This window comes from Atopomonas sediminilitoris (genome assembly GCF_022601735.1).
Classification (GTDB): Bacteria; Pseudomonadota; Gammaproteobacteria; order Pseudomonadales; family Pseudomonadaceae; genus Atopomonas; species Atopomonas sediminilitoris.
This window is the reverse complement of record NZ_JAKUMM010000003.1, coordinates 46,498-58,008: the sequence shown is the minus strand read 5'-3', so window position 1 is coordinate 58,008 and position 11,511 is coordinate 46,498. Positions and strand designations below refer to the sequence as shown.

Annotated in this window: 12 protein-coding genes; 9 read left to right on the top strand and 3 right to left on the bottom strand. The window is 55.6% G+C overall.

Annotated elements, in window-relative coordinates; all coding sequences use genetic code 11:
* Position 1: 1 nt before the first annotated feature.
* Together MKI83_RS04895 and ygfZ are read right to left on the bottom strand one after the other, a co-directional pair.
* Positions 2 to 838, bottom strand: coding sequence for an HDOD domain-containing protein (locus MKI83_RS04895; RefSeq protein WP_241583757.1), 837 nt, complete (start codon positions 836 to 838; stop codon positions 2 to 4).
* A 51-nt stretch (positions 839 to 889) separates the two neighbouring features.
* A complete protein-coding gene (gene ygfZ, locus MKI83_RS04890) occupies positions 890 to 1,828 on the bottom strand; it encodes a CAF17-like 4Fe-4S cluster assembly/insertion protein YgfZ (protein ID WP_241583756.1) in 939 nt (312 codons plus the stop codon).
* A gap of 174 nt (positions 1,829 to 2,002) precedes the next feature.
* On the opposite strand from ygfZ, the gene MKI83_RS04885 reads away from it, so the two are divergent.
* On the top strand, positions 2,003 to 2,257 hold the full coding sequence (locus MKI83_RS04885; RefSeq protein ID WP_241583754.1) for an FAD assembly factor SdhE: 255 nt from the start codon (positions 2,003 to 2,005) through the stop codon (positions 2,255 to 2,257).
* Between the two features lie 22 nt (positions 2,258 to 2,279).
* Entirely contained in the window at positions 2,280 to 2,699 is a 420-nt protein-coding gene (locus tag MKI83_RS04880) for a protein YgfX (RefSeq protein ID WP_241583752.1), read from the top strand.
* Here MKI83_RS04880 and nadB read toward each other — a convergent pair.
* Positions 2,659 to 4,278, bottom strand: a complete 1,620-nt coding sequence (gene nadB / locus MKI83_RS04875; protein ID WP_241583749.1) for an L-aspartate oxidase — start codon at positions 4,276 to 4,278, stop codon at positions 2,659 to 2,661. The genes MKI83_RS04880 and nadB overlap by 41 nt on opposite strands.
* 260 nt (positions 4,279 to 4,538) lie before the next feature.
* Between nadB and rpoE the strand changes: the two genes are divergently transcribed.
* From rpoE to lepB, 7 genes are all read left to right on the top strand, one after another.
* On the top strand, positions 4,539 to 5,120 hold the full coding sequence (rpoE, locus tag MKI83_RS04870) for an RNA polymerase sigma factor RpoE (RefSeq protein ID WP_241583747.1): 582 nt from the start codon (positions 4,539 to 4,541) through the stop codon (positions 5,118 to 5,120).
* Between the two features lie 29 nt (positions 5,121 to 5,149).
* A complete protein-coding gene (locus MKI83_RS04865; protein ID WP_241583746.1) occupies positions 5,150 to 5,740 on the top strand; it encodes a sigma-E factor negative regulatory protein in 591 nt (196 codons plus the stop codon).
* A gap of 45 nt (positions 5,741 to 5,785) precedes the next feature.
* Complete coding sequence (locus MKI83_RS04860; RefSeq protein WP_241583745.1) at positions 5,786 to 6,721, top strand: MucB/RseB C-terminal domain-containing protein; 936 nt, start codon at positions 5,786 to 5,788, stop codon at positions 6,719 to 6,721.
* Complete coding sequence (locus MKI83_RS04855; protein ID WP_241583744.1) at positions 6,714 to 7,163, top strand: SoxR reducing system RseC family protein; 450 nt, start codon at positions 6,714 to 6,716, stop codon at positions 7,161 to 7,163. The genes MKI83_RS04860 and MKI83_RS04855 overlap by 8 nt, the downstream gene beginning before the upstream one ends.
* A 142-nt stretch (positions 7,164 to 7,305) precedes the next feature.
* Positions 7,306 to 8,709, top strand: coding sequence for a DegQ family serine endoprotease (locus MKI83_RS04850; RefSeq protein WP_241584250.1), 1,404 nt, complete (start codon positions 7,306 to 7,308; stop codon positions 8,707 to 8,709).
* Positions 8,710 to 8,849: 140 nt separating this feature from the next.
* Positions 8,850 to 10,649, top strand: coding sequence for a translation elongation factor 4 (lepA, locus tag MKI83_RS04845; protein ID WP_241583743.1), 1,800 nt, complete (start codon positions 8,850 to 8,852; stop codon positions 10,647 to 10,649).
* Positions 10,650 to 10,657: 8 nt separating this feature from the next.
* Entirely contained in the window at positions 10,658 to 11,503 is an 846-nt protein-coding gene (lepB, locus tag MKI83_RS04840) for a signal peptidase I (protein WP_241584248.1), read from the top strand.
* Positions 11,504 to 11,511 lie beyond the last annotated feature (8 nt).

Sequence of the window (11,511 nt, the reverse complement as noted above, 5' to 3'; positions counted from 1 at the left end):
CTTATTGCAGCATGCTCATGGCCGCTTCCATGGCTTCGTTGAGGTCTTCGTCGGCCTTCATGTCGACTTCAGGGTCGAGGCCTAGCTTGGCAAACGAGGGGATCTTCGACCAATCCAGCGTGGTGTAAGGGTGGTCGCTGCCCAAGTAGCTTTGCAGGGTGGCCACTTGCACGATATCGACATAGTCGGCTTTGGCCGAGTCGCGGCTAAAGTTGAGGTAGTTCATCGGCACCATGGCAATAGGCTCGGGAAAATCCCACGTGCGCAGAATTTTTTCGCCAATGATGGGGTGAATTTTCTCGATTACATGGTTAAGGCTGATGGAGTCGGCCAGTAGCTCACTGTGCTCTTCGGCAAAGGTCAAAATAGGCAAAACACCAATCTGGTGGACAAGCCCTGCCAGCGTGGCTTGGTCTGGCATCAAGCGGGTGTAGTGGCGGCACAGAACATGCGCGATGCCGGCGATTTCGGTACTGCGTGACCAGACTTCGCGCATTTTTCGGTCGACCACATCGCTGGTGGCCTGAAACATTTGCTCCATGGCCAAACCCGTGGCGAGGTTACAGGTGTAGTTGATGCCCAAGCGGCCGACGGCGGCGCTTAAATCGGTGATTTCTTTGCTGGCACGCAGCAGCGGGCTATTCACCACTTTAATCAAGCGCGCGGTCAGGGCTGCGTCATTGCTGAGTACCGAGGCCATGCCGCGAATGTCGATATCCGGATCTTCCGCCGCCTCACGCACCTTGAGTGCCACTTCAGGCAGGGTGGGTAACACCAGTTCGTCGTTATCAATCGCCTTGATTAAAGCGTGTTGAACTTGTTCGGCCAGGTTGCTCATGGGGTGTCCTTAAATCGGCTGGGCGAGTGTGTTCTCCCAGTCTAGTGTCAATTAGCGCGTTATGTCGCGCTCGTGATCGCTACTGTACGGCAGGGTAAGCAGACTTAATGCCGGCCCTTGCAAGCTGCCCAGCGTGAGTTGGTTGTCGGCCACGGCGTCGTCTTGCACCACGGCCAGCAGTTCTTGATGCTCGCCGTTGTGCGCCGCACTAACGACCTCGCCAACGCTGGCGCTGTGCGTCGGTGAGAAAATCATCATGCCGGCGCTGATGGGGCTATCGGCCGTACATTGCAAGCGTTGCAGGTGACGTTTCATGCGCCCAAGGTATTGCATGCGGGCGACGATCTCTTGGCCGGTATAGCAGCCTTTTTTAAAGCTGACGCCGCCAAGGCTCTGCAAGTTGAGCATCTGCGGAATCAACAAATCTTGGGTGGCGGCACAGACTTCACCCAGTCCCGCTTGGATGTTGGCCAGCTCCCATGTGTTGAGTTCAACGCTGTGATGCTCGGCCAGTTGCTGCTCAATCACATGCTCGGCCTTGCCTTGATGCAGGCACAACAGCGCGCGGCCATCGTGCAGGCGGATGATGAGGCCTTGCTCCAGCGCCACGCAGCTGCCGGCGCTTTCAGTGAGCTGGCAAGCGGCTAGAAAGGGCGAGTCGGCGCTCAAGCCAATAATCGACCAAGCCGCGTGCTCATCCTGCAGGGCAACTTTGGAAAACACCGCGTATTTGGCTAAATCGGCGCGCAAAGGCTCGATCAGCGCTTGCGGCATGATCAGCAAGACGTCATCGCCTTCGCGAGCCACCGTAAAGCTTGCCAGCATGCGGCCTTTAAGGTTGCAGCGTGCACCAAGACTGGCTTGTGCGGGTGATAAGTAGTTGAGGTTGCAGGTCAGCTGGCCTTGTAAAAACTTACTGGCGTCTGGACCGCGGACAGCCAATACACCGTGGGTGGAGAGACGATGAAGGTAAGGGGTAACAGCAGGCATGCAGTGCATCCTAGGCAATTGAAGCAGGCGCTCATCATAGAGCGCTGATGAAGAAAATTCAGCGCCCATGGCCAGATATTGCACATCAACGGCTTTAATCATGGATTAGCGCAGCAGCAACAAGCTGTGCTCGGTATAATCGCCGCCACTCTGATGCTGAGCTGTGTGTGGAATATGACTGACAGTACTGAATTGAACCGTTTGTTTTGGCATAGCCGTCGCGGCATGTTGGAACTGGATGTACTCCTCGTGCCCTTCGTGCGGGAAGTGTATCCGTCGCTGAGCGAAGAAGATCAGGCGCGCTATCGCAAGCTGCTGAGCTGCGAAGATCAGGACATGTTTGGTTGGTTTATGCAGCGTGGCGAGCCAGAAGACGCTGATTTGCGCCATATCGTGCGCATGATTCTGGATCGTGTTCAGCCGGATTGATCCTTATGTGTGGCGTTGGCGAATGCCCTTATGGCAGCGCCGCGCCTATCTGGCTTTATTTGCGGTAACACTGGCTTTGTTGCTGTACGTGCCTTGGCCTTGGTACTGGCGCGCGGCGGGTGTGTTGTTGTGTGTGGCGCACGCGGCCTGGTGTTTGCCGCCGATGTTTAGCCCGGCTAAGCAGCGTTGGCAGAGTGTGCGGCACGATGCACAGGGATGGGCGGTGTGTGATGCCCAAGGTCAATGGCAGCCGCTGACGTTAATCGCCGGCACCCGCGTGTGGCGGCGTCTAGTGGTGTTGCGCTTTACATTGGCGGGCGAGCGCTGGCCGCATAGCCTTTGCTTAACCCCTGACATGCTAGCGCCGGCATGTCACCGGCGCCTGCGGGTGCGCCTGCGCTTTAGTGGTCGTGGGCAAGATACTGCGGCGGATACAGAATAGTGTCTTGGCTGTGCGCTGCTTGAGCTGGGTAATCCAGCGTGTAGTGCAAGCCGCGGCTTTCTTTTCGTTGCATGGCGCATTGAATAATCAGTTCAGCCACTTGCGCTAAGTTGCGTAGCTCAATCAGGTCACGACTGACTTTGTAGTTGCTGTAGAACTCATCAATTTCAGCCAAGAGCATGTCAACGCGATGCTGTGCGCGTTGCAGGCGCTTGCTGGTGCGAACAATGCCGACGTAGTCCCACATCGAGCGGCGCAGCTCGTCCCAGTTGTGCGCAATGATCACGTCCTCGTCCGAGTCGGTCACTTGGCTGGCATCCCAGAACGGCAGTTCAACCTGCTCAGGTGCGCTCGGTAGTAGACGCACGATGTCCGCTGCGGCAGCGCGGGCGTAGACAAAGCACTCCAGCAGCGAGTTACTGGCCATGCGATTGGCCCCGTGCAGGCCGGTGAAGCTGGTCTCGCCCAAGGCATATAAGCCGGGAACATCGGTATGACCGCAGTTATCGACCATCACGCCGCCGCAGGTGTAATGCGCGGCGGGCACGACGGGGATAGGTTCGCGGGTGATGTCGATGCCAAAACTTAGGCAGCGCTCATAAATTGTCGGGAAGTGGCTTTGAATAAAGTCTGCCGGCTTGTGGCTGATGTCTAAGTACACGCAGTCAAGGCCAAGGCGCTTCATTTCATGGTCGATGGCGCGCGCCACAATGTCGCGCGGTGCGAGTTCGGCACGTTCATCGTGGCGCTGCATAAAGCGCTCGCCATTGGCGAGTTTCAATACGCCTCCTTCGCCACGCACCGCTTCGGTAATCAGAAAGCTTTTGGCTTTAGGGTGGTACAGGCAAGTGGGGTGAAACTGGTTGAACTCTAAGTTGGCCACGCGACAGCCGGCGCGCCACGCCATGGCGATGCCATCGCCAGAGGCGCCGTCGGGGTTGCTGGTGTAAAGATAGGCTTTGCTGGCGCCGCCGGTGGCCAGTACCACGGCACTGGCGCAGTAGGTGTCTACCTTGCCGGTTTGCCGGTCGAGGATATATGCGCCAAGGCAGCGGTTGCCGGCCATGCCGAGTTTGTTTTCGGTGATCAGATCGACCGCGACTTTGTGTTCGAGCAGGTGGATGTTGCTGCGCTCTTGGGCGCGCATCAGCAAGGTGCGAAAGATTGCCGCGCCGGTGGCGTCAGCCGCGTGAATAATCCGCCGATGACTATGGCCGCCCTCACGGGTGAGGTGGAAGTCATGAAAGCCACTGTGCACATTTTCATCGCGGGTGAAGGGCACGCCTTGCTGGATCAGCCACTCGATGGCCTCGCGGCTGTTGCTCACGGTAAAGCGCACGGCGTCTTCTTGGCATAAGCCGTCGCCGGCAATCAGGGTGTCTTGCACGTGTGCATCAACGCTGTCGCGTTCATCGAGTACCGCCGCGACACCGCCTTGCGCCCAATACGTGGAGCCATTGGCCAACTCGCCTTTGCTCAGCACGGCAACTGATAAGTGCTCGGGCAGGGTCAGGGCTAGGGTTAGACCGGCGGCACCGCTGCCAATAACCAGAACATCGTAGGCGTATTGTTGACTCATGCGTCTCTCCGCTGCGCAAGGGGGCAGTATACGGCGTGTGGCTGCGCGAGGGCAGGGCGTAGACACGTTGCTGAGAAATGTTTGCATCGCAGCGCTGCGGCGTCACAATACGCGGCATAACTGCGCGGCCGATTTACGGTGCGATGATTGAGCAATTTCAATGACCTGCGAACTTTTTCTAAAACCTTGGGTCTATCAGTGCAAGGTTAATGATCTGAGGCGAGTGGTGACGGGCCAGCGCTGCGATTTTTGGGGGCGCTGTGCAAAAAGCCGGTGATGATCAGGCGTTAGTTGAACGCGTGCAAAAAGGTGATAAGCGCGCCTTTGACCTGTTGGTCTTGCGTTATCAGCATCGTATTTTGTCTTTGGTTCAGCGTTTTGTGCGCGATCCGCATGAGGCGCAAGATGTCGCCCAAGAGGCTTTTATTAAGGCCTACAAGGCGTTAGCCAATTTTCGCGGTGACAGTGCTTTTTATACGTGGCTGTACCGCATTGCGATTAACACGGCGAAGAACTACTTAGTCGCCAAGGGCCGTCGGCCACCGGATGCTGATGTCAGCGCCGAGGATGCCGAGTTTTATGATGGCGACCATGCCCTCAAGGACATGGAGTCACCCGAACGCAACCTGTTGCGCGATGAAATCGAGCAAACAGTGCACAAGGTGATTCGCCAGCTGCCCGAGGATTTGCGTACGGCGTTAACCCTGCGTGAGTTTGAAGGTTTGAGTTATGAGGACATTGCCAGTGTCATGCAGTGTCCGGTTGGTACGGTGCGATCGCGTATTTTTCGTGCGCGAGAAGCCATTGATAAAGCCTTGCAGCCTTTGCTGCACGAAGGTTGAAGACAGCAGCTCCATAACGAGGAAATTTCATGAGTCGTGATGCCCTGCATGAATCACTTTCTGCATTGATGGACGGTGAAGCCAGCGAGCTTGAAATCCGTCGCTTGATGCGTGATGGCGCGGACGACGCGTCACTGCGCGAGCGTTGGCAGCATTGGCATGTGGCACGCTCGGCGATGCACGATGAGCTGCAATGGCCCAAGCTCGATTTGGCGGCCCGCGTCAGTGCCGCGTTACAAGATGAGCCGGCTCCGCGTGTTGAGAACGCTTGGTATAACCGCCTGCCAGCACGCTTAGCGGTGGCGGCATCGGTGACCTTGGCCGTGTTGGGTGGGTTGCAGTTTGCTCAGTTAGGCCAGCCAGAAGGTGTGCCGCAGTTGGCGCAGCAAGAGGTGCCTACCTTGACCGTGCCGGGGCAATCGCTACCAGGGCCTGCGGTGTTGGCAGGCTATCAGCCAGTATCGGCAGAGTCGCCTAAGCAAGCGCAAAGTGCACTTGATAACCGTTGGCACCAAGAGCGTATGCCTTTGTACCTGCGGCAGCATCTGCAACAAAGTTCTGCTGCACAAGGCCATGCGCAATTGCCTTTGGCGCGCGCGGCCAGCTTTGAAGGGCGCTGATTGAGCACTATGTGGCGGTCGTTTGCATTATTGGCGGGAGCCGTATTGAGCAGTGCGTTTGCTGCTATGGCACCGGCGGCATGGGCTGAAGAAGGCGTGCAAGCTTGGCTGCTGCGGATGCAGCAGGCGCAGCAAGCAGTGCCGTATCAAGGTGTCTTCGTCTACGAGCGAGAAAGTAATTACGCCACTTACCGCGTTTGGCAGGGCGAGCGTGATGGTCATGTGGTTCAGCGCATTCAAGATCAAGAAGGCGACCCTCATGAGTTGTTGCAGCAGGATGGCCGCCTGATATGCAACTCCCGTGGTCAGCATGTCAGTCTGTTGCCACGTTTGCCGGCGGAGGAACACGTAGCGCGATTGGTCGAAAGCTATGAGTTGCGCATGGTTGGGCGCTCGCGGGTGGCGGGGCGTGTTTCAACGGTGCTGGCGTTGATTCCACGAGACAAGTACCGCTATGGGCACGAATGGCATGTGGATGCGCAAACGGGCGTACTTCTCAAGGCCGTGATGATTAACGACGACGGCCAGTTGTTGGAGCGCTTGCAGTTTTCTCATTTCTCTACCGAAGCCCCTGCAGAACCTGCGCTTATCCCGCAAGGCCCCTGTGAAACGATGGCAGCAGCAGAGCCGGTCGTGACGCCTGTGCTTGCCCCTATGCCGCAGTGGTTGCCACCAGGTTTTATTGAGGTGCGCCGCCAGCAAGTGCCTAACGTGCGCGCTGAGCTGGCCGTCAGTAGTGTGCTGTTTAGTGATGGCTTAAGCAGTTTTTCTGTGTACAGCGAACCGATGGGGCAGCAGTTAGCTGCTGATGCGCGCAGCCAGCTAGGGCCAACCGTGGCGGTGGCGCATCGCGTGCAAAGCGAGCAAGGCGATGTGATGGTGACCGTGGTAGGTGAAGTGCCGTTAGTGGCCGCCGAGCGGGTGGCACTGTCAATGCGAGTGCACGATCACGCGACGGCTTCTGAGGTAACGCATGATTGAGGAACAAGGCCGCGTAGTCGCCGTTGAGGCGGGTGCTGTGTGGGTGCAAACCATTCGCCAAAGTACTTGCCAAAGCTGTTCTGCTAAAGCGGGTTGCGGCCAAGGAATCATGCAGCGCTTAGGCGTGGGTCAGCAGCATGGCTATGTGCGTTGTTTGGTTGAAGACCAAACGGTGCGCGTGGGTGATGCGGTGTTGATCGGTGTGCCGGAAGATGCCGTGGTGAAGTCGTCCTTGATGGTGTATCTGCTGCCTTTGCTGGCGCTGTTGGCTGGGGCTGTTGGCGCTGCGCCTTGGGGTGAAGGGCTTAGTGTGTTGGCTGCTGTGCTGGCGTTTGCTGCCAGTTTGTTGCTGGTGCGCTGGTACGATCGGCGTCATGCGAGCGATCCCGCTTTGCAGCCAGTGATCATGCGTCAGCTAGTGGCGGCCTCTGTGGCCGAATAGGTCATTTACGGAATTCCGAGTAATACAAAGCCACTTTAAGTGCGCTGTGCAGTCTGTCTGCAATTAAGTCTGTTTGTTGTGCATTGAATGTGTCATTGGTTGTGTAAGGAGAAGCGGTGTGAGCGTAGCGTTTAAAACTCTCGTGGCAAGTGCAGCAGTGGCCTTAAGCCTGAGCTTTGCCCAGTTGGCCAGTGCCAGCTTGCCGGACTTCACTGAATTGGTTGAGGAAACCTCGCCTGCGGTGGTGAATATCAGCACGCGGCAAACCAAAGCGCCGGGTAATCCAGCGGCGATGGTACCTGGGATGCCTGATTTAGAAGGGCTGCCGCCAATTTTTCGTGAGTTTTTTGAGCGCAGCATCCCGCAAATGCCCCGCCAGCAACCCCGCCAGCGTGATCGTGAGGCGCAGTCGTTAGGTTCGGGCTTCATTATTTCGGCCGATGGTTATGTGCTCACCAATAATCATGTGATTGACGGAGCTGATGAAATCATCGTGCGCTTGTCTGATCGCAGTGAGTTAGAAGCTAAGTTGATCGGTACCGATCCGCGCACTGACGTCGCCTTGCTCAAGGTTCAAGGCAGCGACTTGCCTTACGTGAAACTGGGTAAGTCGTCAGCATTAAAGGTAGGTGAATGGGTAGTGGCGATTGGTTCACCCTTTGGCTTTGACCACTCGGTGACCGCCGGTATCGTGAGCGCCAAGGGGCGGAGCTTGCCGAATGAGAACTATGTGCCCTTCATTCAAACCGATGTGGCGATCAATCCCGGTAACTCTGGTGGGCCGTTATTTAATTTAGACGGTGAAGTGGTGGGGATTAACTCGCAGATCTTTACCCGCTCGGGCGGCTTCATGGGGCTATCGTTCGCTATTCCTATGGATGTCGCCATGGAAGTGGCTGACCAGCTCAAAGCGCAAGGCAAAGTGAGTCGCGGTTGGTTGGGGGTGATCATTCAAGAAGTGAACAAGGATTTGGCCGAGTCTTTTGGCTTGGATAAGCCAGCCGGTGCGCTGATCGCGCAGGTGATGCCGGATGGTCCGGCGGCGAAGGGCGGCTTAAAAGATGGCGACATCATCCTGAGCTTTAACGGTAAAGAAATCGTTATGTCGGGTGACTTGCCGCATGCGGTTGGGCGGGTAAAGCCTGGAAGCAAGGCGCAAGTGCAAATCGTACGCCAAGGCAAGCGTCAAACATTAAGTGTGGCGGTGGGCTCGCTGCCTGAAGAAGGTGAGGCGGTGGTCGCACAAGGCGGCACGCCAGAAAAACGCAGCAATCGCCTCGGTGTGGCTGTGAGTGATCTGACGGCGGAGCAGAAGTCGTCGCTGGATATTAAAAGCGGTGTGGTCATCGGCGAAGTGCTCGATGGGCCTGCTGCCTTTATTGGCCTGCGCCCCGGCGATGTCATCACGCACCTGAACAACAGCTCAATCGATAGCGTAAAAACCTTTGCTGACGTGGTGGATGAGCTGCCGAAGAATCGCTCAGTCTCAATGCGGGTGATTCGCCAAGGTCGTGCCAGCTTTATTACCTTTAAGCTCGCTGAGTAAGCATTACGCGTGCGTTACACAAGGCAGCTTCGGCTGCCTTGTGTTGTTTATGAGCCAGCTGTTTCTGCTGACAAGGGTTTGGGGTAGACTTGCCGGCTATTTTCCTGGGCTTGCCCCGCGTCGTATCGAGACTATTTGTCGTGAGTGATCTGAGTCATATCCGTAACTTCTCCATCATTGCCCACATCGACCACGGTAAGTCGACCTTGGCCGACCGTTTTATTCAGATGTGCGGAGGGTTGAGTGAGCGTGAAATGGAAGCGCAGGTTCTCGACTCAATGGATCTGGAGCGTGAGCGCGGCATCACCATCAAAGCGCACAGCGTGACGTTGGATTACCAAGCCAAAGACGGCAAGGTCTATCAGCTCAACTTTATTGATACCCCAGGCCATGTCGACTTCACCTATGAAGTCAGTCGCTCGCTGGCTGCCTGTGAAGGAGCTTTGTTGGTGGTGGATGCCGGCCAAGGCGTAGAAGCTCAGTCGGTTGCTAACTGCTACACCGCCATCGAGCAGGGGCTGGAAGTGTTGCCGATCCTGAATAAGATGGATTTGCCACAAGCCGAGCCTGAGCGGGTTAAAGTTGAGATCGAAGAGATCATCGGCATTGACGCCACTGATGCCGTGCCGTGTTCGGCCAAAAGCGGCATGGGTGTTGAGGATGTCTTAGAGCACCTCGTGCAAAAAATTCCTGCGCCAGAAGGGAATATTGACGCACCGTTGCAGGCCCTGATTATCGATTCTTGGTTTGATAACTACTTGGGTGTGGTGTCCTTGGTGCGCGTCAAGCATGGCCGCATTAAAAAGGGCGACAAGCTGTTGGTGAAGTCGACCGGTAAAGTTCACCAAGTCGACAGCGTGGGCGTATTTACCCCTAAGCACACCGAAACCGCCGACCTGAAAGCCGGTGAAGTAGGCTTTGTGATTGCCGGTATTAAAGAGATCCTTGGCGCTCCCGTGGGCGACACGCTGACGCACAGCAGCACCCCTGATGTCAGTATTCTGCCTGGGTTTAAAAAGATTAAACCGCAGGTGTATGCCGGTTTATTTCCGATCAGCTCGGAAGACTTTGAAGCCTTCCGTGAGGCGCTGCAAAAACTGACGCTGAACGACTCTTCCCTGCAGTACGAGCCTGAGAGCTCTGAGGCGCTGGGCTTTGGCTTCCGTTGTGGTTTCCTTGGCATGCTGCACATGGAGATCATTCAGGAGCGCTTGGAGCGTGAGTACGACCTCGACTTGATCACCACGGCACCGACCGTGGTGTTTGAAGTTGAGATGAAAAACAAAGAAGTACTGTACGTCGACAACCCATCGCGCCTGCCTGATATGGCCTCGGTGCAAGAGATGCGTGAGCCAATCTGTAAAGCCACCATCTTAGTGCCGCAAGATCACTTAGGTAGCGTGATTACGCTGTGCGTTGAAAAGCGCGGCATGCAGCGTGATATGCAGTTCCTCGGCACGCAAGTACAAGTCATCTATGATTTGCCGATGAACGAAGTGGTGCTCGACTTCTTCGATCGCTTGAAGTCAGCCAGTCGCGGTTTTGCTTCGCTGGATTACAGTTTTGACCGTTTCGAAGCGGCCAACTTGGTGCGCTTGGATATTTTGATTAACGGTGAGAAGGTCGACGCATTAGCCTTGATCGTGCACAAAGATAATGTGCAGTACAAAGGGCGTCGCTTGGTCGAGAAGATGCAAGAGTTGATCCCGCGACAGATGTTCGATGTGGCAATTCAAGCAGCGGTAGGCGGGCAGATTGTGGCACGCTCCACCGTTAAAGCCCTGCGTAAAAACGTATTGGCAAAGTGTTACGGTGGTGACGTGTCGCGTAAACGTAAACTGCTGGAAAAACAAAAAGCCGGTAAAAAGCGTATGAAGCAAGTGGGCCGCGTGGAAATTCCACAAGACGCCTTCCTTGCGGTACTGAAGGTAGATAGCTAGTGGCGGATATTAACTTCCCGTTATTGCTGGTCATATTGGTTGCGGTAACCGGTGTGCTGGCGTTAATTGATCTGCTGTTTTTTTCGCCAGGGCGTAATGCGGCCATTGCATCGTATCAAGCCAGCCAAGCGGTGCCGGATCCGGCGGTGATTGAGCGCTTGGCGCGTGAGCCGAAATTGCTTGAATATGGCAAGTCGTTCTTTCCCGTACTGGCGATAGTGCTGGTGTTGCGCTCGTTTTTAGTCGAGCCGTTTCAAATTCCATCCGGCTCGATGAAGCCCACATTAGAAGTGGGCGACTTCATTTTGGTGAATAAATTTGCCTATGGCATTCGTCTGCCGGTGTTAGATACCAAAGTGATCAGTGTGAATGATCCGCAGCGCGGTGATGTCATGGTGTTTCGCTATCCCAGTAATCCTAATATCAACTACATCAAACGGGTGGTTGGTTTGCCGGGCGATGCAGTGGCTTATCGTAATAAACAAATTTTTATTAACGGTGAAGCGATTGCACAAGCCTATGTGGCTGAGGTGCCGGGCAGTTTAGGGCGCACCTTGCTGTTTGAAGAGCAGCTAGGTGATGTGAAACATCAGATCTACAAAGAATCGCGCCTGCAACAGCAAGGTTTTCGCTCTGAATGGACAGTGCCTGCAGGGCACTATTTCATGATGGGCGATAATCGCGATAACTCTAACGATAGTCGCTTCTGGCAAGACCCTAACATCGAGCAATCGCTGTGGGGGATGGTGCCGGATCGCAATATTGTGGGTAAGGCCTTTGCTATCTGGATGAGTTGGCCGGATCCCAAGTTTGCTAATTTGCCCAGCTTTGGCCGAGTGGGTGTGGTTCAGTGAAATTTAAA

Bases quoted from the DNA above. Each gene is read 5' to 3' on its own strand.
- MKI83_RS04895 (WP_241583757.1), bottom strand. From the start codon at position 838: ATGAGCAACCTGGCCGAACAAGTTCAACACGCTTTAATCAAGGCGATT.
- ygfZ (WP_241583756.1), bottom strand. From the start codon at position 1,828: ATGCCTGCTGTTACCCCTTACCTTCATCGTCTCTCCACCCACGGTGTA.
- MKI83_RS04885 (WP_241583754.1), top strand. From the start codon at position 2,003: ATGACTGACAGTACTGAATTGAACCGTTTGTTTTGGCATAGCCGTCGC.
- MKI83_RS04865 (WP_241583746.1), top strand. From the start codon at position 5,150: ATGAGTCGTGATGCCCTGCATGAATCACTTTCTGCATTGATGGACGGT.
- nadB (WP_241583749.1), bottom strand. From the start codon at position 4,278: ATGAGTCAACAATACGCCTACGATGTTCTGGTTATTGGCAGCGGTGCC.
- MKI83_RS04855 (WP_241583744.1), top strand. From the start codon at position 6,714: ATGATTGAGGAACAAGGCCGCGTAGTCGCCGTTGAGGCGGGTGCTGTG.
- MKI83_RS04880 (WP_241583752.1), top strand. From the start codon at position 2,280: ATGCCCTTATGGCAGCGCCGCGCCTATCTGGCTTTATTTGCGGTAACA.